The organism is Ereboglobus sp. PH5-10 (assembly GCF_029504735.1).
Taxonomy (GTDB): Bacteria; Verrucomicrobiota; Verrucomicrobiia; order Opitutales; family Opitutaceae; genus Ereboglobus.
Window position 1 is genome coordinate 98,605 of sequence record NZ_JAQFIP010000003.1, and the last position, 26,702, is coordinate 125,306.

The 26,702-nt window shown below is 59.7% G+C and carries 22 protein-coding genes and 1 tRNA gene; 12 read left to right on the forward strand and 11 right to left on the reverse strand.

Features of this window, described 5'->3' with window-relative positions; genetic code table 11:
* Positions 1 to 3 precede the first annotated feature (3 nt).
* The 5 genes from M2447_RS03800 to M2447_RS03820 form a co-directional block, all read right to left on the reverse strand.
* Positions 4 to 891 (reverse strand): ABC transporter permease, encoded by an 888-nt coding sequence (locus M2447_RS03800; protein ID WP_277509858.1) that lies wholly within the window; start codon positions 889 to 891, stop codon positions 4 to 6.
* Positions 892 to 937: 46 nt separating this feature from the next.
* Complete coding sequence (locus tag M2447_RS03805) at positions 938 to 1,987, reverse strand: spermidine/putrescine ABC transporter substrate-binding protein (protein ID WP_277509857.1); 1,050 nt, start codon at positions 1,985 to 1,987, stop codon at positions 938 to 940.
* 60 nt (positions 1,988 to 2,047) lie between these two features.
* Positions 2,048 to 2,872: an ABC transporter permease gene (locus M2447_RS03810; RefSeq protein ID WP_277509856.1), complete on the reverse strand. Its 825-nt coding sequence runs from the start codon at positions 2,870 to 2,872 to the stop codon at positions 2,048 to 2,050.
* 314 nt (positions 2,873 to 3,186) lie between these two features.
* Positions 3,187 to 3,864: an RsmG family class I SAM-dependent methyltransferase gene (locus tag M2447_RS03815; RefSeq protein ID WP_277509854.1), complete on the reverse strand. Its 678-nt coding sequence runs from the start codon at positions 3,862 to 3,864 to the stop codon at positions 3,187 to 3,189.
* Between the two features lie 155 nt (positions 3,865 to 4,019).
* A complete protein-coding gene (locus tag M2447_RS03820; protein ID WP_277557465.1) occupies positions 4,020 to 4,457 on the reverse strand; it encodes a secondary thiamine-phosphate synthase enzyme YjbQ in 438 nt (145 codons plus the stop codon).
* A 160-nt stretch (positions 4,458 to 4,617) separates the two neighbouring features.
* On the opposite strand from M2447_RS03820, the gene tig reads away from it, so the two are divergent.
* The 4 genes from tig to tsf all read left to right on the forward strand — a co-directional run bounded on the left by tig (position 4,618) and on the right by tsf (position 8,461).
* Positions 4,618 to 5,940: a trigger factor gene (tig, locus tag M2447_RS03825; RefSeq protein WP_277557466.1), complete on the forward strand. Its 1,323-nt coding sequence runs from the start codon at positions 4,618 to 4,620 to the stop codon at positions 5,938 to 5,940.
* Between the two features lie 117 nt (positions 5,941 to 6,057).
* Positions 6,058 to 6,669 carry an ATP-dependent Clp protease proteolytic subunit gene (locus M2447_RS03830; RefSeq protein WP_277509850.1) on the forward strand — a complete coding sequence of 204 codons (612 nt, stop codon included), beginning with the start codon at positions 6,058 to 6,060 and terminating at the stop codon, positions 6,667 to 6,669.
* A gap of 243 nt (positions 6,670 to 6,912) precedes the next feature.
* Positions 6,913 to 7,809, forward strand: a complete 897-nt coding sequence (gene rpsB / locus M2447_RS03835; RefSeq protein ID WP_277557467.1) for a 30S ribosomal protein S2 — start codon at positions 6,913 to 6,915, stop codon at positions 7,807 to 7,809.
* 58 nt (positions 7,810 to 7,867) lie between these two features.
* Positions 7,868 to 8,461, forward strand: a complete 594-nt coding sequence (gene tsf, locus M2447_RS03840; protein WP_277509848.1) for a translation elongation factor Ts — start codon at positions 7,868 to 7,870, stop codon at positions 8,459 to 8,461.
* Between the two features lie 68 nt (positions 8,462 to 8,529).
* On the opposite strand, the gene M2447_RS03845 is transcribed toward tsf, so the two are convergent.
* Positions 8,530 to 9,810, reverse strand: coding sequence for a PLP-dependent aminotransferase family protein (locus M2447_RS03845; protein ID WP_277557468.1), 1,281 nt, complete (start codon positions 9,808 to 9,810; stop codon positions 8,530 to 8,532).
* A 322-nt stretch (positions 9,811 to 10,132) separates the two neighbouring features.
* On the opposite strand from M2447_RS03845, the gene M2447_RS03850 reads away from it, so the two are divergent.
* Positions 10,133 to 10,216: transfer RNA gene (locus tag M2447_RS03850), tRNA-Leu, on the forward strand.
* A gap of 66 nt (positions 10,217 to 10,282) precedes the next feature.
* Here the strand turns inward: M2447_RS03850 and M2447_RS03855 are convergent.
* From M2447_RS03855 to rpsU, 4 genes are all read right to left on the reverse strand, one after another.
* Entirely contained in the window at positions 10,283 to 11,128 is an 846-nt protein-coding gene (locus tag M2447_RS03855) for a TlpA disulfide reductase family protein (RefSeq protein WP_277557469.1), read from the reverse strand.
* Between the two features lie 122 nt (positions 11,129 to 11,250).
* Positions 11,251 to 12,150, reverse strand: a complete 900-nt coding sequence (locus M2447_RS03860) for a TlpA disulfide reductase family protein (protein WP_277557470.1) — start codon at positions 12,148 to 12,150, stop codon at positions 11,251 to 11,253.
* Between the two features lie 55 nt (positions 12,151 to 12,205).
* Positions 12,206 to 13,180 carry a TIM barrel protein gene (locus M2447_RS03865; RefSeq protein WP_277557471.1) on the reverse strand — a complete coding sequence of 325 codons (975 nt, stop codon included), beginning with the start codon at positions 13,178 to 13,180 and terminating at the stop codon, positions 12,206 to 12,208.
* Positions 13,181 to 13,436: 256 nt separating this feature from the next.
* A complete protein-coding gene (gene rpsU / locus M2447_RS03870; RefSeq protein WP_108823894.1) occupies positions 13,437 to 13,634 on the reverse strand; it encodes a 30S ribosomal protein S21 in 198 nt (65 codons plus the stop codon).
* 216 nt (positions 13,635 to 13,850) lie between these two features.
* Between rpsU and dnaE the strand changes: the two genes are divergently transcribed.
* Complete coding sequence (gene dnaE, locus M2447_RS03875) at positions 13,851 to 17,822, forward strand: DNA polymerase III subunit alpha (RefSeq protein ID WP_277557472.1); 3,972 nt, start codon at positions 13,851 to 13,853, stop codon at positions 17,820 to 17,822.
* 242 nt (positions 17,823 to 18,064) lie between these two features.
* Entirely contained in the window at positions 18,065 to 20,161 is a 2,097-nt protein-coding gene (locus M2447_RS03880; protein WP_277557473.1) for a glycoside hydrolase family 172 protein, read from the forward strand.
* 111 nt (positions 20,162 to 20,272) lie between these two features.
* On the opposite strand, the gene M2447_RS03885 is transcribed toward M2447_RS03880, so the two are convergent.
* A complete protein-coding gene (locus M2447_RS03885) occupies positions 20,273 to 21,241 on the reverse strand; it encodes a hypothetical protein (RefSeq protein WP_277557474.1) in 969 nt (322 codons plus the stop codon).
* 93 nt (positions 21,242 to 21,334) lie between these two features.
* Between M2447_RS03885 and M2447_RS03890 the strand changes: the two genes are divergently transcribed.
* The 5 genes from M2447_RS03890 to gyrB all read left to right on the forward strand — a co-directional run bounded on the left by M2447_RS03890 (position 21,335) and on the right by gyrB (position 26,581).
* Complete coding sequence (locus tag M2447_RS03890; protein WP_277509824.1) at positions 21,335 to 21,817, forward strand: deaminase; 483 nt, start codon at positions 21,335 to 21,337, stop codon at positions 21,815 to 21,817.
* Between the two features lie 201 nt (positions 21,818 to 22,018).
* A complete protein-coding gene (gene rplM / locus M2447_RS03895; RefSeq protein WP_277509823.1) occupies positions 22,019 to 22,450 on the forward strand; it encodes a 50S ribosomal protein L13 in 432 nt (143 codons plus the stop codon).
* 7 nt (positions 22,451 to 22,457) lie between these two features.
* Complete coding sequence (rpsI, locus tag M2447_RS03900) at positions 22,458 to 22,853, forward strand: 30S ribosomal protein S9 (RefSeq protein WP_277509822.1); 396 nt, start codon at positions 22,458 to 22,460, stop codon at positions 22,851 to 22,853.
* Positions 22,854 to 22,989: 136 nt separating this feature from the next.
* Positions 22,990 to 23,631: a hypothetical protein gene (locus tag M2447_RS03905; RefSeq protein WP_277509821.1), complete on the forward strand. Its 642-nt coding sequence runs from the start codon at positions 22,990 to 22,992 to the stop codon at positions 23,629 to 23,631.
* A gap of 331 nt (positions 23,632 to 23,962) precedes the next feature.
* Positions 23,963 to 26,581: a DNA topoisomerase (ATP-hydrolyzing) subunit B gene (gene gyrB / locus M2447_RS03910; RefSeq protein WP_277557475.1), complete on the forward strand. Its 2,619-nt coding sequence runs from the start codon at positions 23,963 to 23,965 to the stop codon at positions 26,579 to 26,581.
* The last annotated feature ends 121 nt before the right edge of the window (positions 26,582 to 26,702 follow it).

Genomic DNA, 26,702 nt, shown 5'->3' on the forward strand with positions numbered 1-26,702 from the left:
CCGCTACTGGTGCTGGTTTCGTTTCGACGCGCGGTATTGAACAAAGGCGTAGGCGGCGACGAACAGGACGGTGAAGATCACGCCGAGCGCGGCGCCGAAGGGCCAGTTGCGCGCCTTGCCGAATTGGTTTTGGATGACGTTGCCGATGAGCATGTCGCGCCCGCCGCCCATGAGGTCGGTGACGGCAAACATGCCGATGGCGGGCACGAACACGAGCAGGATGCCGGCGGAGATGCCGGGCCAAGTGAGCGGGATGATAACGTCGGAAAACGCGCGCATGGGGCCGGCACCGAGGTCGTGCGCGGCGTCGACGAGCGACTCGTCCACTTTTTCCGCGCTGCCGTAGATCGGCAGAATCATGAAGGGCAGGTAGGCGTAAACGAGGCCGAGAATGACGGCGGAGGGCGTGTAGAGGATTTCGAGGGGCTGCGGGATTATTCTGGCGGACTCGAGCAGGCCGTTAAGGAGGCCGTTTTGGTTGAGGATGGTAATCCAGGCGTAGGTGCGGATGAGAAAGCTGGTCCAAAAGGGAATCATCACGAGCATGATGAGGCGGTTGCGGATCGTTTCGCTCTGTCGCGCGATGAACCACGCGACGGGGTAGCCGATGGCGATGCAGAGCACGGTGGTGATCGCCGCGTAGAGCACCGAGCGCCAGAGGATGCGCAGGTAGATGGGGTCGAACGCGCGCTGGTAATTGTCGAGCGTGAAGGTGTAAACGATGCGCCCCATGTCGTCGCGCTGGCAGAAGCTGTAAACGAGCAGGATGAGCAGGGGCGCGACGACAAAGAGGACAAGCCACAACACCATCGGCGTAATGAGCAGCCAGCCAAAGAGCCGGGGGCGCTTGGCATGGCCGGTGTTGTTGTCGGGAAGTGTTACGGCTTGCATGGGTTGGTGTGGCGCGTAGGGGCGTCGCTTGCGACGCCCCTACGTTTTAGCGTCCGGCGGCGTTTTTCAGGTCGGTGTAGAGCTGGTCGGTGAGTTCTCCGCTGCCGGGGATGTCGCGGAAGAGTTGTATGTTGGCCATGTTTGGATAGCTGGCGACATTGTCGAGCTCCTCCTGGGTGAGGAGTTTGCGCGCGGCTCCGTTCGGATTGGTGTAGGGGAAGACCCTTGAGATTTCGCGGCTGACCTCGGGGCGCATGATGTAGTCGATGAACTTGTGGGCGGCCTCGGTGTTGCGCGCATTGTGCGGAATGGCGAACACGTCCACGTAGAAATGCGCTCCCTCCGCGGGACGGACGTATTGGAATTTTTTGTTTTCAAACCAGAGGCGCGCGGCCTCGCCGTTCCAGACAACGCCGATGTCAACGTCGCCGTTGCTGAGGGAGTTTTTCGGGCTGTCGGAGTCGTAGATTTTGATGTATTTCATCCACTCAGCAATCACGGGGCGGGCACGCTCGAGGTTTTCCTTGGTGATGTTGTTGATGGGAATGCCGAGCGTCTCGAAGGCGCAGGTGACCAGTTCGCGTCCGTCGTCAAGGACGACGATGCGTCCGGCGTATTTCGGCTGGAAGATGTCCTTGTAGCCGCGGATCTGCTCCTTGACTTTCTCGGTGTTCACGACGATGCCGACGCCGCCGACCATGAAGGGCACGGTGAATTTTTGCCCGGGATCATAGGCGAGTCTTTTGAACTCGGGCATGATGTTTTCGAAGTTGGGGAGCTTTGTGTAATCGAGCGGAAGGAGCAGGTTGTTTCTTATCATGCCCTCGGCGATGTAGTCGCAGGGCTGGATGATGTCGTATTTGGTGCCGCCGGCCAGAACCTTGTTGAGCATTTCCTCGCCGGTGGCGAAGGTCTCGTAATTGACCTTGATGCCGGTTTCCTTGGTGAATTCGTCGATCACCGACTGGGGTATGTATTCGGACCAGGCAAACAGGTTGATCTGCTTGTTTGGCTCGGTGGTGCGCGAACAGGACGCGAGCCCGGCTGCAAGGGCAACCAGGGCGGAGAGCATGGCGATGAGGATTGGTTTTTTCATGGTTTTGGCTGGGACAATGGATGAGCGGTTTGCGAGGCGGGTGTTGTTGCTGGCGAGGGGTTACTTGCGCGTGCTGATCTTGCGCAGGTATTCCGAGAAGAAAACAAAAACGACGGTCGTGATCACGAACACCGTGGAGAGGGCGTTGAGGGTGAGGTCGAGGCCGACGCGCGCCTTGCCGTAAACGACGATCGGCAGCGTTTGCGAGCCGGGGCCGCGCGTGAAGAAGGTGACAATCAGCTCGTCGAGCGAAAGCGTGAAGGCCATGAGCGCGCCGGAAAGAATCGCGGGCTTCAGGCACGGAACGATGACGAGCCAGAACGCCTGGAGCGGTTTCGCGCCAAGATCGAGCGCGGCCTCCTCAAGCGCCGGGTCGAGCCCGTGCAGCCGCGCTTGCACGGCCACGAGCACAAAGGGAAAACAGAACGTGATGTGCGCGATGGTCACCGTCGTGAAACCGAGCTCCATGCGCACAACCGTGAACAGGATGAGCAGGCTTATGCCCATGACGATCTCGGGCATGATCATCGGCACGCAGATCAGCGTCTGGAGGGTTTTGGAAAACTTATACTTGTAGCGATGCAGCAGCCACGCGCCGGTTGTCCCGACGATGACGGATGCGATGGTCGTGGCGACGGCGATGACGAGGGAGTTTTTCAGCGACTCCATTATGGGCGTGTTGCTGAACAGCGCCTCATACCATTTCAGCGAAAGCCCGTCCCACGCCTTGCTGTTTTTCCCGCCGTTAAACGAAAAAACGACAAGGATGAGAATCGGCAGGTAAAGAAAAATGAACACGATCACCGTCCATGCGGCGAGGCCTCGATTTAGAATCTTGAGGCCCGACGCCGGCAGCAGGCGCATCAGGAAGGACGGTTTGCTCATCGAACGGGAAACGGAAAAATCGGTGTGAAGAAACGTGAAAAAAGAAGCGCACGTTTCAAAGGCAATTGTTCCGTAATGCAAGGCGGGTTTGCGATTTGGGGCAAAAAAATGCCCCCGCCTCGCCATTTTGAACGGGAGGCGGAGGTGTCGAGCTCTGCGAAATGCAAATAAAGCCTGGCGATGAGGCTACCGATTCCGCGCGGCTGCCGGCAGCACAACGCACAACGATGCATTGCGCCTCCCAGCTTTCGGCCTTCCCGTCTTTCCTCCCGAATCAGTGCGGAATCAAATCACCTCAAATTGCGGCGAAAGGCTCAACGCACCCCGTCCGTCGGGACGGGCGGTTTCGCGCGCGCCAGATCCCGCTGGCGATAGTGCACGATGTATTTTTCGTGAAAATAGTCCCCGGCGTCGGCAAGCGTCTCGGCGAGCGAAAGCACGCGCGAAGGGGCGATTCCGAGCGCCTCCTCCTCGGCGGCAAGAGCCCCGCCCTTCCAATAAATCACGCCGTTGCCGGGCGAACTCTTTTCACCGGGGCGCGCATGCGCGCGAATGAGCTGGATGAACGCGGGCAGCGACGTGACCGCGCGCCCCGTTACAAAATCGTATTCGCGCCGGAGCGTTTCGACGCGGATGTTCCTCGCCTCGACATTGCGCAGGTCGAGACGCTGCGCGATGTCGGCGACGACGGTGATTTTTTTGCCGACCGAATCGGCCAGCGTGAACCGCGCCTGCGGATAAAGCGCCGCGAGTATCAATCCGGGAAACCCGCCGCCGGTGCCGACATCAAGCACGGTCGCGCCATTCATGAGCCGCAGAAACTTCACCGCGGCGACGCACGGCGCGTAATGGTGCCACTCGAGGTTGTCGATGTCCTTGCGCGAAACGAGATTGATCTTCGCGTTCCACTCGCGATGCAGCGACGCCATGCGCTCAAGGAGCGCCCATTGCGCGGATGTGATCTCGGGAAAAAGCGGCTTAAGGCGTTGCATGATTTTTTTGTTACAATGAACACACGGCCAGCGCGAAAAATGAGGCAAGTCCGGATTTTTTTACCCCGGAATTTCCAACACCCCGCCAATGCGAAAAATCGCCCCAAACAATGTCATCCATTAGATGACACTCCCCGTGAAAAACAGCGCGTGTTTCAAGCGTTTTGGAGCGCCTGCTCGCCCAGCACGGTCAACAGGACCTCGCGCGTGTGGGGCTCGCGGCGATGCTCCCACAAATACACGCCCTGCCATGTGCCGAGCAACAGCCGGCCATTCTTGAGCGGCACGGTTTCGCTCGTGCGGGTGAGCGCCGTTTTTATGTGACTCGGCATGTCATCGGAACCCTCAAACGTATGCGTGAAATGAGGGTCTCGTTCCGGCACGAGGCGGTTCAACCACGCCTCCAAATCCGCGCGCGCCGACGGATCCGCGTTTTCCATGATCACCAAACTCGCGCTCGTGTGACGGCAAAACACCGTCGCAACGCCGCTCGCAATCCCCGAGCGCGCAACCTCGCGCTCAAGCTGGCCGGTGATTTCGTGAAGCCCTTGCGAGCGTGTGTGAATTGTGAACGTGGCGTGATGAACCGGCATAAAATATTCGGAAAAACTATTCGCCTGCGATGCGAGGGCGCAACCCAAAGCAATACCGCAATCAAACATTGACCGCGCGCGCGCGCATCATCACCGTGTTCGGTTTCAAAATTTCAAACATCCAGGCAAACACGCTTCCAACACCTCCCATTTTCTCAACGTGAATATCGATATCAAAGACGTCTCCACCACACGCAAAAGCATGGCTGTTTCGCTCACAAAAGACGAAGTCGCCGCCGAGCACAAGGCCGTGCTTGCCGAATACATGAAGCACGCCCGCCTCCCCGGATTCCGCCCCGGCAAGGCGCCCGCCGCCATGGTCCAGCGTCAGTTTGGCAAACAAATCGACGAGGAGTTCAAGCAACGCGTCGCCTCCAAGGCCTACCGCGACGGCATCAAGGAATCCAAGCTCGACGTCCTCACCATCACCGACATCCAGACCGGCGACATCAAGCCCGACGCCGACGCCACCATCACCGTCACCGTCGATGTGCGCCCCGAGTTCGAGCTGCCCGACTACAATGAGCTGCCCACCGCCATCGCCCCCACCGACCCGACCGACGAGGAAATTGACGCCGCCATCAACGCCCTTCGCTCCGAAAGCGCCAAGTTCGAAGTCAGCCAGGGCCCCGCCAAAAAAGGCGACTACATCAAGCTCTCCTACGAAGGCACGCTCGATGACAAACCGCTCGCTGAAATTGTCGGCGACAAACAAATCTACGCCAAGGCGCCCACCACGTGGGAGGAAGTCGAAGGCGAGCACGAGGGAGTGATCCCCGGCCTCGGCAAACACCTCGCCGACGTGAAACCCGGTGACAAAAAAACCGTGCCCGCCACCTATCCGGAACAATTCGAGGGCGTGCCCGCCCTCGCCGGCAAGACCGTCAGCTACGCCATCGAAGTGCAGGAAATCCGCACCCGCGAGCTTCCCGCCCTCGACGAGGAGTTTTTCAAGACTCAAAACGTCGAAAATCTCGACGCCCTCAAAACCCGCGTCCGCGAAGGACTCAAAAGCCGCAAGGAATACGAAAACCGCCAGTCCCAGCGCCGCCAGATCACCGACACGCTGATCGGCAAAACCGAGTTTGAAGTCCCCGCCTCGCTCCTTGAGGACGAAACGCAAGGCGTTCTCCGCAACATCGTCGAGGACAACATGCGCCGCGGCGTCCCCGAGGAGGAACTCGAGAAAAACAAAAAAGAGCTCTACGAAAGCGCCCAGAAATCCGCGCTCATCCGCGCCAAGACCCGCCTCATCCTCGCCAAGATCGCCGAGAAGGAGGACGTCAAGGTCGATGAAAAAGACATCGACGCCTTCATCTACCGCGAAGCCATGATGACCCGCCAGAGCCCTGACAAACTCGTCAAGGAACTCACCAAGGATCAGAGCCGCCTCCGCGCCGTCCAGCAGGCAATCATCATCGACAAGGCGCTTGATCTGGTCGTCTCCAAGGCCAAAATCTCCCTCGTCACGCCCAAGGCTTGACGCCTCTGGCACAATCTTAATCCAGAACAAAAACCGGTAGGGCGAACCCTCCGGGTGAGCCGTTCCGAATTCGGCTCAGCCGGAGGCTTCGCCCTACCGCTCTAAACTTAAACCTTCATGAGCTACTATCTTCCCTACGTCGTTGAAAACACAGGCCGCGAAGTCCGCCAGTGGGATATTTACAGCCGCCTTCTCAAGGACCGCATCGTTTTTATCGGTTCGCCCATCGACGATGTCGTTTCAAACAACGTCATCGCCCAGCTGCTCTTCCTTCAAATGGAAGACCCCAAGAAAGACATCCACCTCTACATCAACTCCCCCGGCGGCGTTGTCACGGGCGGCATGGCAATCTACGACACGATCAACTTTCTCCAGTGCGACGTCGTCACCTACTGCATCGGCATGGCCGCGAGCATGGCCACCGTGCTGCTCGCCGCCGGCACCAAGGGCAAGCGATTCGCGCTCCCCAACAGCCGCGTCATGATCCACCAGCCCTCCGGAGGCGCGGGCGGCCAGGCGGCCGACATCGCCATCGCCGCGCGTGAAATCATCCGCTGGCGCGCAACACTCAACGAGGTCATCGCCCGCCACACGGGAAAAACCGCCGCCCAAGTCGAAAAAGACTCCGACCGCGACTATTACATGACCGCCCACGAAGCCAAGGACTACGGCCTCGTCGACCAAGTCGTCGAATCCACCCGCCAGGTGCAAACCATCGCCACCGCTTAACCCGTCGCGTGATTCAAGGCGTCAGGCCCCGGTTCCACACCCCGGCCCGTGATCAGTTTTCCAACCCAAAACTGACCCAAACATTTTCTTGCCACACGCGCCGCAGCCCTATGTTTTTATCAGCTTTCCTCCGCACAACGCGGTTTGGAAAAACCAACAACACAACAATAACCAAAACATCCAAAACGATCGCAAGGCGGCCCGTAGGCCGGCCTGTGTAGTCGCCAAAGATACATAGATCACATGAACGTCACACCAAAAGACCTCCTCGATGCAGGCGTCCACTTCGGACACCAAACCAAGCGCTGGAACCCGCGCTCCAAGCCCTACGTCTACGACCACCGCCAGGGCATCACCATCATCGACCTCGGCAAAACGCACGAACTGCTCCAAAAAGCCTACACCACAGTCGAGGACACCATCGCCAACGGAGGCACCATCCTCTTCGTCGGCACCAAGCGCCAGGCGCAGGAAATCATCAAGGAAGCCGCGGCCACCACCAACATGCCCTACTGCGTTGATCGCTGGCTCGGCGGCACCCTCACCAATTTCGCCACCGTCAAGAAATCCATCGCCAAATACAAAAAGTATCAGCAAATGGAAACCAGCGGCGAACTCGCCAAGCTCGGCGGCAAGGAAAGCGCCGCCATCAAGCGCGAAATGTCCCGCATGCAACGCAACTTCTCCGGCATCGTCGACATGCTCGACCTCCCCTCGATCATGTTCGTCGTCGACGGCAACCACGAGAAAATCGCCGTCGCCGAAGCCGCCCGCTGCAACATCCCCTGCGTCGGACTCGTTGACACCAACTCCGACCCCACCACCCTCCCCCTTCCCGTCCCCGGCAATGACGACGCGGTGAAATCCATCCGCATCATCGTCGACACCATCGTCGAGGCCGTCCAAAGCGGACTCGCCCAGCGCGAAAGCCGCCGCACAGCGCGCGGCCAGGCCGATCTCCGCGCCGCCACCGCGGCCGTTGCCGAGGCCTCCGGCGCCACCGCCGAAACCACGGAAGCCGGCGCTCCCGCTGCCGACGCCCCCGAAACCACCGCGACCGGGGAAGCCGCCGAGGCGCCCGCCGCCAAAAAGAAACCCGCCGCCCGCAAGAAAATCGCCGCTCCCAAGACCGACGAATAATTCGCGTGCGCAACCGAGCACAAAAACTCAAAACCCAAACTTACATATAAAATTAAAAATGAGCACACCCGTTTCCGCACAAACCGTTAAGGAACTCCGCGAAAAGACCGGCGCCGGTCTCCTCGACTGCCAGAAAGCCCTCGCCGAAACCGGCGGCAACATTGAGGAAGCCGTCACCCTCCTCCGCAAAAAAGGAGCCGCCACCGCCGACAAAAAGGCCGGCCGCGCCACCAAGGAAGGCCTCATCTGGAGCTACATTCACAGCAACAACAAAGTCGGCGTCCTCATCGAAGTGAACTGCGAGACCGATTTCGTCGCCCGCAACGAAGACTTCAAGGCCTTCTGCAACGACCTCTGCCTCCAAGTCGCAGCGTCCAGCCCGCTCTACGTCACCCGTGACGAAGTGCCCGAGGCCGCCATCGCCGCCGAGCGCGAAATCGCCGTTGCCCAAGTGCAAGGCAAGCCCCCCGCGGCCATCCAGAAAATTGTCGAAGGCAAGCTCGAGAAATACTACTCGACCATCTGCCTCCTCGACCAGCCCTTCGTGAAGAACCCGGACAAAACCATCAAGGAAATCCTCACCGAGAAAATCGCGACCATCGGCGAGAACATGAGCATCCGCCGCTTCACCCGCTACCAGCTCGGCGCCTAATCCGGCCGCGCGAAAAATTCATCCAACACCACAAACGCTCCGCCCAAAACGCGGGGCGTTTTTTAGGGTCAAAACTGTTTCGCCACCGAGGCGAAGCGGCGCGCGGCTTCCGCCAAGTCCGCGGTGCCAAGCACGCCAAAGCTCAAGCGGATGAAATTCTTTTCCGGCGAATCACCGAAGCACAAATCTCCCGGCACATAAAGCACGCCCGCCTCAATGCATGCGCGGCAAAAGGCCGAGTCCATGCCCGTGTCGAGTCCGCGCGGCGCCTCGAGCCATATGTATAACCCGCCGGCCGGCTCAACCCATTTCCAGCCGCGCTCGCGCAAACCGGCACCGGCAAGCGCGCCGTGCAACGCGAGCATTTTCGCCTGGTATGCCGGCCTCAGGCGCGCGAGCTGGCGTTCGTAATTCTTGCCCGCCAGGGCATGCTCCATGATTGCCTGTCCGAAATTCGCGGAGCCAAAATCATGGTGGCCTTTCACATGGAGCATCCTGCCGCGCCACGCCTCGTCGGTGCATGCGCCGTAACCGACCTTCAAACCCGTCGCGAAGGGTTTTGTGAGCGTGGCGGTGTAAAGTTTCGGGAACGGCTTCCAAGCCGGAAGGGCGAGCACACTGCGCGCGCTGTATTCATTTTCAAAATACAATTCGCGATACGCGGCGTCCTCGATCACCGGAATGAACATGCCTCGCGCCGCGAGAGTTTCGGCGATGCCGTTCTTTTCCGACTCGTCGAGACAGCGCGCCGACGGGTTGCAGAAATAGCTCACAAAATAAACCGCGCGCACACGGCGCCCCTCCTCGCGCAAGTCATCGAGCAGCTTGCCAAGCGCAACGGTGTCGATGCGGTTTCCCGCGTCGATGGGCAGCGAGCGAGCCTCAATGCCCAGGCCGCGCAGCATTTCCAAAAAAACAAAATAGCTCGGACGATCCACCAGCACGACATCGCCCGGATCGCACAGCACCTGCATCGCCAGATACAGCGCCTGTTGCGAGCCGTTTGTAATGAACACCTCCCGCTCGGACAGGCTCCCGTCACTCCCGAGACGGTCCGCGCGCGAAATCCGTTCCGCAATCAACCGGCGCAAAATCGCGCGCCCCTGGTTTGTGCCGTATTGGAGAAACTCATTGTTGCTCGCCACCGCGTCCGCGCACAACGCCCTCCATGCCTCGCCGACAAAATCCACCGGCAGCGTGGCATTGTCCGTGAACCCCGCCGCAAGCGACAACAGCCCCGGCGTTTCCAGCGCCATCGTCATGAGGCGGGCGATTGTCGGCGGAGCGGCGCGCTCGCCGAGCCGGGAAAACATAGCGGTGTGTTCGTGCGTGTTGTGTGATGCGGACATGAGAGAAACGTCCGCAAACAAAATACTTCGGTCCCGGTTTGGCGACGCTTGTTTTTTTAAACACGGGTGCCGTGCCAAGGTTTGTTTTTTTAACAGCCGGGGCGTGCTCGCCGGGCGCGACAAGAATTACGAGGAGGAAACGCGCCGGTTTCGACGTTTCAAGCGGTGGCAACAATCCACCAACCACCCCACCCCATTAACGCCGCGCCTGAAAAATGGTCTTATTCGGATAATGGTGTCACGGAATGGCGCAAACAGCGCTTGCAAGCCGCGCCGGACATTCGTCTTAATTTGCGCTTCTTGCTGGCAGCAAACCGCTCATGCCCGGGTGGTGGAATGGCAGACACGAGGGTCTTAGAAGCCCTTGCCGAATGGCGTGCAGGTTCAAGTCCTGTCCCGGGCACCATTTTTCGCGCGTCGCAATGACCGGAAATGCGATCAGGCGGTCGCATCGCCGCCGTTTGATTTCGAATTATTTCGCCAGCAATTTTTCGAGTTGCTGTTCGAGGTCGTTACCGCGCAGGTCGGTGGCGACGATCTTGCCCTCCGCGTCCAGCAGGTATGTGGTGGGAATCGTTTCGACCCCGTATTTTTCGGAAAGCGTGTTTTGAGGATTGTCGCCTTCAAAGTATTGCGGCCACGGCATTTTTTGCTGCTCAATGTATTTCAGGAGCGCAGCCTTGTCGCGATCGAGGCTGATGCCAATTATCTCAAATCCCTTGTCGTGATATTTTTGATACGCGGCGAGGACGTTCGGAATTTCCGCGACACACGGCGGGCACCATGTCGCCCAAAAATCGATGAGCACCACCTTGCCCTTGAATTGCGAAACAGTGAGCGGTTTTCCAGCGATGTCGGTCACGGAAAAATCGGGAAACACCTTGCCGGGTTGCAGCGCGGCCCTTGTCGCCTGTATCTCGCGAAGCTGCTTGAGTTGCTTGAGCATGTCGTCGACATGCGCGGCGGCCTGGGAGGTTGGATAATCCGTCTTGATGCGTTTCACAAGCGCCTCGGCCTTGTCGAAATCGGTGAGCACCTCGGCGTAAAAACCGGACTTCATGACGAGCACTTCGGCGAGCTCATCCGCGGGCGCCTTCGGATTGGCGGCGATGATTTTATCGAACTCGGCGAGTTCGCCCGCAAACGCGGCCTCCGTTGGCTGTCCGGAAAAGTTTTGCAGCTTTTGGCGAAGCGAGGTCACCACCTTGCCCACGGCCGTCCGCACGTCGCCCGTTCCAGTCTGGGCGTTAATGGCCGGCGCGCACACGCCCGCCGCAATTGTCGCTGCAATCAAAATCATCCAGTGCTTCGTTTTCATGAATTGTATAAGCTGTGTTAGAGTCATTGGCGGCGGGTTTGTTCAACCGGCCTTCCGTAAAACGCATGCAAAATTCCAGGGTCCCACGCGGACGCGCGCGTCGCGCAAACCCGCGGGGGCGATTACTTGCCGAGCGCCTTGCGGACTTGCTTGTCGAGTTCGTCGCCGTGAAGATTTTTCGCGATGATGCGGCCTTCGCGATCGAGCAGAAATGTCGTCGGAATCGAAAGCACGCCATATTTCTCAACCAGCCCGCCGTCCCACGATTTCCCATCGCAAGCCTGCCGCCAGGGCATGTTGTTTTTCGCGATGAAAGCGCGCAATGTCGCGATGTCCTTGTCGAGACTGATGCCGATCACCTCAAAGCCGTCGGCGCGGTATTTTTGATGCGCGGCAATCACGCCGGGCATTTCTTCGCGGCACGGTGGGCACCATGTGGCCCAAAAGTCCACGAGCACGATCTTGCCGCGATACTGCTCCAGTGAAAGCGGCTTGCCGTCGATGTCCGTCAACGCAAACGCGGGGAACTGCACGCCGGGCTTGAGCGAGTCGCGGATCGCCATGCGCACTTTGCGCGCCTCGGCCTTGGCAATGTATTCCCCGACCCTGCCCGCCTGCGTGGTTGAGGGAAACTCGGTTTTTATCCGACGGTAAATTTCAATCGCCTTGTCGGGATTGTCGAGGAAGCGCTGGTAAAGCGATCCTTTCGTGACAAGCACCCGCGCCACGTCGTCGCTCTGCTCGGCCTTGTGGGTGGCGACGATTTCGTCGAGCGCGGCGATCTCCTCCTTGAGCAATTTTTCCGTGGCCTCATCGACCGCGGCCAGTTTTGCGCTGATACGTTTTTCAACCGCCTCCAATTTTGCCGCGACGCCTGTTTTCCCGGATGCGGTTTGCACGGCCGCGAGCCATGCCGCCTGATCCGCCGCGCAGCTGCCGCAGAGCTCGCGCCCGGCAAATATGACCGCAAGCGGCGCGATGATGGCGAAAAGGAGATATGCGTATGGCAGACTTTGTTTCATGGGTGGGTTTGATGGTTGGTGGTCGCAAATTGTGTGGCAGAAATCGCCGTCCGTGTCAGCCGCGCATGAGCGCCTCGATTTTATTTTTCGATTTAATCACGTTTTCCACGGACACGCGCGGGCTGAGCTCAAGCACCAGCTTGTGATGCGGTTTCCAAAAACGGCTGACCATTTCAAAATCGATTTCCCCCGCGCCGATGGGCTGGTGATCGCGGCCGTCGGCGGTCGTGTCGTGCAAATGGAATCCGGCAAGCCGCCCGGCGTTTTTCTCCAAGTGCTCGCGGTGCGAAAGGATGCCCAGCTGCTCCTTCAACCGCGCATGCCCCGTGTCGTGCCAGTAGGCGGCGGTGTTGGGCCGCGCAAGGCCGTCGAGCAATTCCCCGAACTGATCGTCAAGCGGCAGCTCGTCGGGACGCTCGCGGTTTTCAAACCCAAGCGTCACGCCGCGCTCGACCGCGTATTCGCGGATTTCCCCGATGCTCGCGCGCACCTGATTCCAGTAGGGGGGCATGCGCTCGCGAACTTTTCGGAGAACTTTTTCGCGCAACGCCGCAAAGTCCGCCTCGCCCGCAAAACGCGCCGGCGCGTCACTCGCGCTGTAATATTCATCGGCGCGGGCGAGCAGTTTTTTCACAGGATTCCTCCACCAAAAACGCACGCTGCCCAAATGTGTCACCAGCACCCGCGCGCCAACCTGCGCCGCGAAATCCAGCGAACGCCGCGTCTGCCGCACCCATTGATCGTGATGCGTAGGATCGCCGACCGACGGCTCGTAGGCGTTAGGCGCGGGACGGCTGAACCCCGTCGGAAGCGGGCAAAAATTGTGCGTCGAGCTGATCTTGATCACGCCTTTCTCAAGCGCGCGCAAAATTCCCGGCACCAGCGTGACCTGAACCCCGTGGCTCAACTCCGCATGGGAAAACCCCATATCCGCAATCTCGCGCAACATCGCGTAACCATCCGTGTGCCGGTGCGAACACCAGCACGTGGAAAGCGCGAGCGGCGGAAAACTGGATTCGGCGGGGCGCATTTGAGGTCAATGTGACAGCGTCATTTGTTTGAAATTCACAGGATAACGGTAGGGCGAAGCCTCCGGCTGAGCCGTTCATCTTTCAGGCGATTTGGCGCTTTCGGCTCAGCTGGAGGCTTCGCCCCACCCATGGAAATGCAAAAAAACACGGCCATGGGCATAACAAGCCTGCCCCTCCCCTTCCCCGCAAACACAAAAACCGCCTGCGACATCGAAGTCATCAGGCGGTTCGAAAGTGAAAACAGCGTGTCTACACTCAGTCCGCGTAACGGCGGCGGAGCATGGCGGTGAAGGCCATGACCTTCTCCTTGCGGCGGCGCTTGTCACAAGGTTTTTCGTAGTAACGCTTTGCGCGAACACCACGGATGATGTTTTCGCGCTCGAGCTTCTTCTTCATGCGGCGGAGCGCACGATCAACGGGCTCGTTTTTGCGGATTTTGATTTCGATGGACATGTGTGTTTCTTAACGGATTGGTCGGAAAAAGATGTGAACTACGCAGGATATCCGCCCCCGCGTCAAACGAAATTTGCCCGGTTTTTCGTCCTCCAGAGTTTTGTTATTCACGTCCAAATTATTTCATTCATTTTGCCCGTTGATAATTCCCGCCGCAGGCGTTGCCATTTGTTTTTTCCATCTTCGATTTCAACTTTCGGTTTTTCCATTTTTCCCGTGTCCGCTCCCATCGTCACCAACGTCACGCCCTCCGCGCCCGCGAAGGACTTTGTCCACCTCCACGTCCACTCCGACCGCTCGCTGCTCGACGGGTGCTGCCAGGTTGACAAACTTTGCAAACACGCCGCGTCGCTCGGCATGACCGCGCTCGCCCTCACCGACCACGGAAATCTCTTCGGCGCGATCGACTTTTACAACGCCGCAAAAAAGCAAAACCTCAAGCCCATCATCGGTTGCGAAATCTACCTCGTCGAGGGCTCGCGCCTCGAAAAACAGGGCCGCGCCGAGGACGGCAAATCCTACTACCACCTCGGGCTTCTCGCCAAAAATCTCACCGGATACCAAAACCTCCTCAAGCTCGTCTCCGACGCGCACCTGCACGGCTTTTATTACAAACCGCGCGCCGACTGGGAAACGCTCGCAAAATACTCCGAGGGCCTCATCGCATTCTCCGGCTGCCTCGCCGCGATCATCCCGCAACACCTCATGCACGACCGCGAGCGGGAGGCTCGCGCCGCATGCGCCCGTTTTGTCGAAATTTTCGGCAGGGAAAACTTCGTCATCGAAATCCAGGACCACGGCATCCCCGAGCAAATCAAAATCATCCCCGGACTGCTCAAGCTCGGCGAGGAATTCGGCCTGCGCGTCATCGCCTCCAACGACGTCCACTACATCCGCGACACCGACGCCGACCCGCACGACGCCATGCTCTGCATCCAGACCGGCGCCAAGCTCGACGAGCCCAACCGCATGCGTTTCGACACGAAGGAATTTTACCTCAAGTCGCACGACGAAATGGCGCGCCTCTTCGCCGAGGTTCCCGAGTCGATCACCAACACCCGCGCCATCGCCGAGATGTGCGACCTCGAAATCCCGTTCCCGAAAGGCTCCGAGCGCTACCCCAAATACCCACTGCCCGTCGAAATCAAAAGCGTGTATTCACCTTCTGAATACCTCCACAAGCTCTGCGTTGACGGCCTCAAGCAACGCTACGGCGTTGACCACGACGAAGTCGCCGCGCGCCCCGCCGTCGCCGAACGGCTCGAAAAACTCGCCACCGCCCTCGTCGCCGGGCAAAAGGCCGTCGAGGAGCGAGGCATCACAATCGACAAGCTCGCCCCCGACGAAAAACCCCAGCCGCCCGACAACAACGGCCTCGCGCCCGAGGAGATACTCGTCGTGCGCACCGCCTACGAGCTCGCCATCATCAACCTCACCACCTACGTCGATTATTTTCTCGTCGTCTGGGATTTCATCCGCTGGGCCAAGGAGCACGACATCCCCGTCGGCCCGGGCCGCGGCTCCGGCGCCGGCAGCCTTGTCGCCTACCTCCTTTCAATCACCAACATCGACCCCATCCGCTTCGGCCTGCTATTCGAACGCTTCCTCAATCCCGAGCGCGTTTCCGCGCCCGACTTCGACATCGACTTTTGCATGCGACGCCGCGGCGAGGTCATCGACTACGTCCGCGAAAAATACGGGCGCGACTGCGTCGCCAACATCATCACCTACGGCACCATGGGCGCGAAAATGGCCATCCGCGACATCGCCCGCGTCAACAGTCTCCCCTTCGCCGACTCCGACCGCATCGCGAAGATGATTCCCGACGAGCTCAACATCTCGCTCACCGACTCGATCAAAAAATCCGCCGAACTCCGCCTCGAAATCGACCGCAACCCCGGCACCAAGCGCATCATCGACACCGCCCTCGTCGTCGAAGGCATGGTGCGCAACACCGGCAAGCACGCCGCCGGCATCATCATCACCGACAAGCCGCTCGACGAGTTCGTGCCGCTCACGCTCCAGGAAGGCGACGTCACCGTGCAATACGACATGAGCGCCGTGGGCAAACTCGGCCTCCTGAAAATGGATTTTCTCGGCCTCAAAACCCTCACCATCATTTCCGACGCCGTTGAAAACATCCGCCGCACCGCCGCACCCGATTTCGACATCGAAAAAATCCCGCTCGACGATCCCGTCACCTATAAACTCCTCAACGCGGGCAAAACCGTCGGCGTCTTCCAGCTCGAATCCGAGGGCATGCAAAACGCCGCGCGCCAGGTCGGCATCTCGTCGATCGACGACATCAACGCCATCTCCGCGCTCTACCGCCCCGGCCCGATGCAATTCATCCCCACCTACGCCGCCGGCAAAAAAAATCCCGCGTCAATCGTCTATCCGCACCCGCTCCTCGAGCCCGTCCTCAAGGAAACCTTCGGCGTCATCGTCTATCAGGAGCAGGTCATGGAATGCGCGCGCGTCATCGCCGGCTTCACCCTCGGCGGCGCCGACATGCTCCGTCGCGCAATGGGAAAAAAGGACGAGGCCGAGATGAACCGCCAGCGCGGCATCTTCGTTGAAGGCGCGAAAAAGACCCTCAACCTCGACGCGAAGAAAGCCAACGAAATCTTCGACTTGCTCCACAAGTTCGCGCAATACGGCTTCAACAAATCGCACTCCGCCGCCTACGCCATGATCGCGTATCAAACCGCGTATATGAAGGCCAACTACCCCGTGCAATTCATGGCCGCCGTGCTCACCGCCGAACTCGGCAACGCCGAAAAAGTCTCGCACTTCATCGCCGAGGCCGAGGCGATGGGCATCACCGTCCTCGGCCCCGACATCAACGAGTCCGGCCCCAACTTCACCCCCGTCATCGCACGCCCCGCCAGGTCGGGTGGCACGGGCGACTCGCCCGTGGGATCGGGTGGCATGGGCGACTCGCCCATGCCCTCGGGCAAAATCCGCTTCGGCCTCGCCGGCATCAAGGGCGTCGGCGAGCAAGCCGCCGTCAAATCGCGCGACGAACGCGACGCCCACGGCCCCTACACCAGTTTCGAAAACTACATCCTCCGCTCCGACCCGCGCGCCATCAACAAGCGCGTGCTCGAAAACCTCGTCGCCACCGGCGCGTTCGATTTCAGCGGCGTGGAACGCGAAACCCTTTTTCCCCGCATCGACCTCGCCCTCGGCGCGCTCTCCGAGCTTCAGCGCAAATACCCCGCGCTCAAAAAAGACGCCGGCAAACCCAAGGAGGAAGCCCCCGCCGGCACGATGCTCTTCGACCTCGGCGCGATCGACAGCGCCCCGCCCCTTCCGCCCATGGGCGAACTCGAAAAAGAATTCGCCCAAATCCTGAAACACTCGCGCAAAGTCACCCCCGCCGCGCCCGCCGCCGCAATCGACGACGACAACGACACGCTCGCCCTCGGCGCGGTCGCCAAGGGCAAAAAGAAAACAGCGTCCACCGGCGCCGCCGAACGCATCCTCACCAAGGAAAACCGCCTCCAGTTTGAAAAGGAACTGCTCGGCTTCTACGTCAGCGGACACCCGCTCAACGAATACGCCGGACTCGTCGAGGCGCTCGACACCTACGCGATCGGCGACCTCATCACGCTGCCCGACCGCACCGAGTTTCGCCTCTGCGGCATTTGCGGCAACATCGCCAAACGCCTCTCGAAAAAAGACAACCGCCCCTGGGCCTCGTTTGGCCTCTCCAACAAAAACGGCGCGATCACGCTCAACATGTTTGCGAGCACCTACGAGGAATACGGCGCGGCGCTCGCGGAAAACGCCCTCGTGGCCGTGCAAGGCATGGTGCAAGTCAACAAGGAAGGCGAAAAGCGCATCCAGATCAACGAGTGTTATCCGCTGGTGCCGTTCATTGCGCAAAATATCCGGCGCATCACCTGGCTGCTAAAACCCGATCATCCCGAATTGCCCGAATTCCTAAAAGCGTTGCGCAAAACCCTCGACCAAACTCCCGGAAAAACCGAAACCTCCTTCGCGTTTCTTTTCGAGGACCGCGTCGCGCCCATCGCCGAGGCCGCCGATTCACTGGCATGGACTTTCACGACCGAGTGCTTCAACCAAATCCGCAACCACCCCGCGGTCCTTGGCGCGCAAATCCATGCCGGGCCGCTCATCCTCAAGCGCCAGGAACGCCGCTGGGCGCCGAAACGGGATTAGTTTTTTGGTTCGCCCCGCCAAAAGACATTTCCCCACGACAGTTTAAGCCGAAACCGCTCTGGATCAAACGACGCCCTTGCGGCGAGGCACATGGTTCCTTCCTCAAGCCCGGCTGTTATTTGTTTCAAAAATTCCCCCGCCTCTTTTCGGAAATCCACCTTGTGCACGGACGCCGATGAGGGCAGTTTACCAGTGCTGCGAAACAGGCGCGAATGGTTCGCGCGCGTTTCTTTTTTCCCATCATGAAACCCAAAATACTTCTGCTCGCCCCCCTCCTTTTCGCCATTTTTGCGGGCGCGGCAAACGCCGGCACCATCACCATCAAGTCGCTGCTCGATGAAATGACCGACCGCGACGAACGCGCGCGCTTCCCCGAGCCCGCCTTCACCTGCGCGCAATTCAGCAGCTACGATCGCGCCTCAGTCGCGCCGGACAAACCCGGCTGGTTCGCCAACTCCGACCGCTCCATGTTCCTCCGCGTCGAGCGCAACAACGGACGCCGCGAGTTCGTCATGTTCGACGCCGGCGGCCCCGGCGCAATCGTCCGCTTCTGGATGACGTTCGCCGGCAAGGATTGCGGGCGCGGCACCATGCGCATTTACATCGACGGCGACGACGCGCCTGCCGTCGAGGGCGCGGCGTTCGACATCCTCAGCGGCAGCATCATCGCAGGCCCGCCGCTCGCCGCGTCCGTCTCCGAGGAAACGCCCTACGAACGGCGCGGGCACAACCTCTACTTCCCGATTCCCTACGCGAGGCATTGCAAAATCACCTACGAAAGCGAACGGCTCAGCGAGGACGATCCCGGCGCGAAAAAGGGCGGCACCGAGCGCGTCTATTACAACATAAATTACCGCTCGTATCCCGCCGGCACGCCCGTCGAGTCCTTCTCAAAATCCGTCGTGCAACGCCACGCCGGTGCCATCGCCAACGCGCAGGCGCAACTCGCATCCGGCGCCGCGGGCCTCACCATCAACATCGACGGATATATCACCAACCTCGCCACCAGCCTCGAGCCCGGCGCGAGCCGTGACGTCACCCTGCGCGGCGGCCCTGCCGCCATCGACTGCATCGCACTGCACCTAGGCGCGGAAAATCAGGAGCAGGCACTCCGCTCCACCATCCTCGAAATCGCGTTCGACGGCGAGCAAACCGTCCGCGTGCCAATCGGCGATTTCTTCGGCATCGGTTACAAACAACTTCGCACAAACACCTATTACACCGCGACGGAGAAATCCGGATTCATGCGCGCCGCATGGATCATGCCGTATGAAAAAACCTGCACCATCACGCTGCGCAATCTCGGCGCGCAAACCGTCCACATGGGCACTTCCGTCGTCATAATCAAAGATTGGAAATGGGACGCGCGCTCCATGCACTTCGGCGCGGGCTGGCGCCAATACACCAAGGTCCTCGCCGGCCCTCATGACAAAGCCGTCGACCTCAACTACGCCGAACTCCGCGGCAAGGGCGTTTATGTCGGCGACAATCTCGCCATCTTCAACACCACCTACCGTTGGTGGGGCGAGGGCGACGAAAAGGTCTATGTTGACGGCGAAAAGTTCCCCTCGCACATCGGCACCGGCACCGAGGATTATTACGGCTACGCATGGTGCCGCCCCGAGGGCTTCACCGGGCATCCGTTCATCGCGCAGCCCTTGGGCGAAGGCAATTTCGCGCCAAAACTTTCCGTCAACACCCGGTATCGCGGCCTCGACGCCATCCCCTTCGACAAATCGCTCCGCTTCGACATGGAACTGTGGCACTGGTCGCCCACGCGGGTGAACTACGCGCCCGCCGCCTTCTGGTATATGCTCCCCGGCGGACGCAGCCTCGCGCCCGACAACACCGCCGACGCCCGCGAACCCGTCGCGCTCGACCGCTCCGACATCATCCCAAGCGATCTCCAAGGGGACAAGGCCGGCGCGCTCTTCATTGAGGGCGAGGATTTGCTCGTTGAAAAAACCACCTCCGGAAAAGCCGCCGCGCAATCAATCAAGCGACCCATGCCGTGGAGCGGCGGCGCGCAACTCTGGTGGCGTGATCTCAAGCCCGAAGCCCGCGCCACCTTTGCCTTTTATTCCGACGTCTCCGGCCGCTTCGACATGACCGCATTCCTGACCACCGCGAACGACTACGGCACATTTGATGTCCGGTTGAACGGAAAAATCGTTTTCAAAAATCTCAACCTCAACACGCCCGAGCTCTACACCACCACCGCGCAAGCCGGCGTCGAACTCGTCAAGGGCAAGAACACCCTCGAGGTCGAACTCGTCGCGCCGTCCAAGCATCCCGGCGGCAAAACTCACTTCGGCCTCGACAGGCTGCTGTTCAAGTGACCCGGGCTGCGGTTTCGACGGTTAGAGCGATCTCAACAATCCGACAACCGCCCCGCCCAAAACGATCCTGCGATTTCCAAAACCGCGCCCGGCCCGGTCAATCAAGCCGGCCTATCGCATCGGCCCCAGCATCCAGAGTTGATACTGGATTTTTTCTATTTCGTCGAAGAGGCCGAGTTCGGCGGCGGCGCGCATGCGCAGGCGCAGCACGAGTTCCGACTCGGCCCAGTCGGCCGGCAGGCGCGATAACGCGAGCCAGCCGTCGCCCATGCGCGCCGGTTTGCTCCAAAGCGCGTCAATCGCCTCCATGACAAGATCGGCGGGCGCAAGCGGAAGCGAGGCGTCGGTCGCACCGGGCGAGACGAGGAAACGCATCGCGCCGACCTGTGTCTCGCTGCCGGCTTCCCTGACGATGACGTTGTAGATGCGATCCGCGCGCAGCACGCGATCCTGCGTGGTTTCGAGTTGGTCGATGCGCAAGGGCGGGAGCACGTTGATCGCGACACGGGGTGGAGCGACGGGATCGGCGGGATCAACAACCGCCACGTCATAACGCACGCCGGGGCGCGGCTCCCACGTGATGATCGGGTTGGTAAAACGCGTCACACCAAAAGGCGAGGTCACCAGCACGCGCCCCGTGCTTTCGCGCGGACCGCCGTAACGCGCCGTGATGAGGATTTCTTTTGGCGAAACCAGAAAATCGACCGCGTCCTTCTTGGGCTCCCGCGCGGGTTCGGGGCGGAGGGTTTCGGGACCCTTGATTTTTTTTGAGGAGGCGTCACCAGGGTGCACGACGATGATGTTTGCGCGCGCGGGCACCTCAATGGCCGAGCCGGAGGGAACGGCGAGGGTTGTTTCGAACAGAATGTTTTTCCCATTAACACGAACCGTGGTCGCGCCGCCGGGGGAAACGAGATAGGCGGCGGGCAGCACGGGCTCGGGCTCCTTGCCCCATGCGCGCATGAAAAACGAAACCGCCACGCCGGCGAACACGACGGCGACCACAAAACCCGCCGCCGCAAGCCGTATGATCCGCCGCCGGCGCCGTTCCTCGGGGGTGAGTCGGAAAAGTTCGTCCATGATGCGCGCAACATGAAGGGGAAATAAGGCGGAAAGGGAAAGCAAAACACGCCTCGCTTTTTTCCGGGCGTTTTTCAATCTTCCCCGGATATTATGAGCACGGAATCAACCGAATCACTTGTGGACATCGTGGCCAATGCGGCCGCGACGGCGACGGAGCGCCCCTCGTGGGACGAATATTTCATGGCGACGGCGCTATTGATCTCGACGCGCTCGCCGTGCGAACGCCTGCATGTCGGCTGCGTGATCGTGAGCGGCGGCGCGCGCAAAAACCGCATCGTGGCAGCCGGCTACAACGGCTACCTGCCCGGCGTGCCGCACATCTCCCGGGTGCGCGACGGGCACGAGCAATCAACCGTGCACGCAGAGCAAAACGCGGTGGCCGACGCCGCGCGCCGCGGCAGCTCGGTGGAAGGCTGCATCGCCTACGTCACACATTATCCGTGCATCAACTGCGCAAAAATCCTGTCCGCCGCCGGCATCGCCGAAGTGCGCTACCGCGACGACTACAACAACGACCCGATTGTCGCCCCCATGCTCGGTGACGCCGGCGTGCGCATCGTAAAGCTGGATTAAGCCCTGGCGAACAATGCCGATTCCATCGCAAAATGGCGCGTCGTCCGGGCAAATGACAGCCGGCGACACGGCGCAAAAAAGGGAAAAACGGCGGTTTTTGCAGCCGCCGCGCCCACCGAAAATCTCTCGATTTGAATTTTTCCCAACTTCCGTGGTTGACAGTCACCCGCCGTGCGCTACCAATCAACCCCTTTTCCTTTCATGAAAACGTTCCTCGCCAAGAAAGAGACAGTGCAGCCCAAGTGGTATCTCATCGATGCCGACGGGCTCGTGCTCGGCCGTCTCGCAGTTAAAGTCGCCAATATTATTCGCGGCCGTCACAAGGCCACCTACACTCCGCATGTTGACACCGGCGATTACGTTGTGGTCATCAACGCCGAGAAAGTCGCGCTCACCGGCAAGAAAGACGAGCAAAACGAATACATGTTCTTCTCCGGCTACGTCGGCGGCGAAAGCTATCGTTCCCTCGCCCAGATGCGCGAGCAGAAGCCCGAGTTCATCATCACCCACGCGGTCAAGGGCATGCTCCCGAAAAACCGCCTCGCGGCCCAGATGCTCAAGAAACTGCGCGTCTTCAAGGGCCCGAACCACACGCACGAGGCGCAAAACCCCGTCACAATCACTCTCAAATAATTAGCCCATGAGCGAAAAAGTCATCCACCTCGGCACTGGCCGTCGCAAAACCTCGGTCGCCCGCGTCCGCCTTTCCGAAGGCTCGGGCAAGTTCGTCGTCAACGAACTCGAATACGACAAGTATTTCCCGCACGAAACCTTCTCCAAGGCCGCCTGCGCCCCCTTGATCGTCGCCGAGATGCGCGACAAGGTTGACGTGACCGTCCTCGTTGACGGCGGCGGCGTTTCCGGACAGGCCGGAGCCGTTGCGCACGGCATCGCCCGCGCCCTCCAGAAGCTCAATCCCGAGCTTCGTCCCGCGCTCAAGAAGGCCGGCCACATCCGCCGCGACCCGCGCGAGAAAGAGCGTAAGAAAGCCGGCCAGCCCGGCGCCCGCAAGCGCTACCAGTTCTCCAAGCGCTAAAGACCGCGCCAGTTTTCTTCCAATTTGGAAACCGAAACGCCCTCGAAACCGGGGGCGTTTTTTTGTGCGTATGTTTTGGAGAAGGAACCTCGCTTTTTTTGCAATACCTATCACTCTGCTAGCAATCGCGAAACCAATGAAGAATTTGCTCCTCTCAATATTGTGCAGCACGTTAGCTACCCTGCTGCATGCAGAAACAACTCCAATTCCAGAAACAATCGTTGCGGATGGATTTTCTGTAACTTACAAAATCGACGCCCCCGCGCAATGGAACGTGAGTGTCTTGGATAACAAGACACGGATATGCTATAAGCGTCAAAGTGAGAATGCGATGGGCGATTTTAATGTGATAAAAGTGTCGATTGCCGCCAAATTGCTGACGGAAAAAGACCGTAAGATAGCCGACTCGATGATAAGAAAGGACATTCCGAAATTTCACAAAAAAACCTTTGGCGACCGGCAATCACTTCTCTTTGAAAAAAAGCCTGTGTTTGAATCAAAAATTGGAAGCGTCTTTTTCTATAAAAGCCGATTTGACGAATGGCGGGAAACCCAACGAGGAAGGAATCGTCCATTTGATACATCTCGGTTATTTCTTTCGTATGCAGCATTTATATTACCCAAGGATTACAAGACCAATGGATATGCCTATATTGTCACGGGCATCGAGATGAATCCCGAATACACCAAAATCCCATCAACCAACCCCCGTTTGCTGGATATATTTCAAGGTATTTTGACAGGCGTAACGGAGAATCCGGATACAAAGGCCAAATAATTCCTTATAGATCCCTCCCTCGTTGACAAAGGCGCGGAGCAGCAGACCTCAAAACGCATAGCGCCCCCCATTTCTCAGGTCTTGGCTTTGCGCGCAGCAGCGATTGTGTTTAATCATACACAACGACGCAATTACACGCGCTCAAATCTCTTGGGCTTTGGGATTTTGAAATTTGAAATTTAACCACGCCGCCGCCCTCAAAATCACGCCGTGCTCCATCACGAAAAATAATCCCATTTTCCCCTAAAAACCCATTGCGTCCGACCCTGAATTTCGATGCAATTTCCCTTTTATTTTTAACGCAATTACGCACCCGATTTTCCACGCAAATATGTCCGACCAAAACGACCCGCAAAACGCCGACCAGAACCCCGCCGCAGGCGCCGACGCATCCGGCTACAACGCCTCCCAAATCGAAAAACTCGAGGGCCTCGAGGGCGTCCGCAAACGCCCCGACATGTATATCGGCGACACCAACGAGCGCGGCCTCCACCACTGCGTCTTCGAGGTCGTTGACAACTCCATCGACGAGTGCCTCGCCGGCTTCGCCACCTCCGTCAAGGTCACCATCCACCTCGACGGCTCCTGCTCGGTCGAGGACGACGGCCGCGGCATCCCCGTGGACATCCACCCCAAATACGGCATCCCCGCCCTCGAGCTCGTGCTCACCAACCTCCACGCCGGCGGCAAGTTCGGCAAGGGAGCCTACCAGGTCTCCGGCGGCCTCCACGGCGTCGGCGCCAAGTGCGTCAACGCCGTCTCCGAATGGTTCGAGGCCGAGGTGCGCCGCAACGGCAAGGTCTACCAAATGCGTTTCGCCCAGGGCCTCACCACGCAAAAGATGACCGTCGTCGGCGACACCAAGAAAACCGGCACAAAAATCACCTTCAAGCCCGACGCGGAAATCTTCCTCACCACGCGCGAATTCCAATACGAAATCCTCGCGCGCCGCCTCCGCGAACTCGCCTTCCTCAACCCCGGCGTCCGCATCGAACTCAACGACGAACGCTCGCAAAAATCCGACGTCTTCTACTTCAAGGACGGCATCGTCGAATTCGTCCAGTATCTCAACACCAACAAAAACCTCGTCCACCCCAACCCCGTCTCGTTCTCCGACTCCGTCGCCGACGAAAACGACCCGACCCGCCCGCCCATCGCCGTCGACGTCGCGATGCAATACAACGACTCCTACAACGAGCAAATCTTCGCCTACGCCAACTCCATCCACAACATCGAGGGCGGCACGCACCTCTCCGGCTTCCGCTCCGCGCTCACCCGCGTCCTCAACAATTTCGCCAAGGCCAACAACCTCCTCAAGGAAAAGGACCCCCCGATCAACGGCGACGACTGCCGCGAAGGCCTCACCGCCGTCATCTCGGTAAAAGTCCCCGAACCCCGCTTCGAAGGCCAGACCAAGACCAAGCTCTCCAACGGCGAGGTCGACGGCATCGTGCAAAAAATCGTCGGCGAAAAACTCAAGTTTTTCCTCGAGGCCAACATCCCCACCGCCAAGCGCATCATCGACAAAATCGTCAACGCCGCCCGCGCCCGCGAGGCCGCCCGCAAGGCCCGCGAAACCGTCCGCAAAGGCGCCCTCTCCGGCGGCGGCCTCCCCGGCAAACTCGCCGACTGCTCCTCGCGCGACCCCGCCGAATGCGAAATCTACATCGTCGAGGGTAACTCCGCCGGCGGCTCCGCCAAGCAGGGCCGCGATCGCCGCTACCAAGCCATCCTCCCCCTCCGCGGCAAAGTCCTCAACGTCGAAAAAGCCCGCCTCGACAAGGTGCTCTCCAACGCCGAAATCCGCACCATGATCACCGCCTTCGGCACCGGCATCGGACAAAACTTCGACGTTGACGGCACGCCCACCGAAGGCGGCTTCAACGGCGACAAGGCCCGCTACCACAAAATCATCATCATGACCGACGCGGACGTTGACGGCGCGCACATCCGCACCCTCCTCCTCACCTTCTTCTACCGCCAAATGCGCGGCCTCTTTGACAAAGGCTACATCTACATCGCCCAGCCGCCGCTCTACAAAATCAAACGCAAAAAACGCGAGCAATACATCGAGAACGACGAGCAGATGAACCGCATCCTCCTCGAACTCGGCTCCGAGGACGTCACCCTCACCCGCCTCCGCGACAACAAAGTCCTCGCCCCCGCCGAAATCGACAAACTCGTCGAGCACTTCTCGGCGCTCGAAAAACTCGGCGGCGGCGTCACCCGATACGGCGCCTCGTTCGCCGAATACCTCGACTGCCACGACAAGGAAACGCACGCCCTCCCCCGCTACATCGCGCGCATCCGCGAAGGCAACAAGGAGAGCCACCAATTCCTCATGGACGAGCACGCCCGCGCCAAGTTCGTGCAAGACCACGGCCTCGACGCCGACCTCTTCGAGCAACCCGCCGGCACCGTGGGGGCGCCGCTTGCGACGCCCTCCGCGACAACCACCGACGACAACAGCAACAACACCGCCCCCGCCGCCAAAAAAGCCGCCGCCGGCCCGCTCAAACGCATCACCGTCCACGAAATCTTCGAATCGACGGAAATGTCGAAAATCCTCCGCGCCATCACCGCCGCCTCCGGACTCGACATCAACCGCTACGGCCCCACCGAGGAACCGCGCTACATCATCACCGAAAACGCCGGCCAGAAATCGGAAAGCCAAATCGAAATCCACAGCCCGCTCGAAATCGTTTCGCACATCCGCGCCCTTGGCCGCAAAGGCCTCACCATCCAGCGCTACAAAGGCCTCGGCGAAATGAACCCCGAGCAACTCTACGAGACGACGATGGACCCCGAGCGCCGCCGCCTCCTCCGCGTGAGCGTGGCCGACGCCGCCAAGGCCGACGCCCTCTTCACGCTCCTCATGGGCGACGAAGTCCCCCCCCGCCGCCAATTCATCGAAGACAACGCCCTCAACGTCCAATACCTCGACGTCTAATAAAAAAAAGGAGTCAGAATACAGAAGTCAGGAGACAGGAGAAAAAACCTCCGGCAACCCTCAAGCCCTCTGTATTCCGACTCCTGACTCCTGTATTCTGACTCCTTCCTCCTTTTCATAA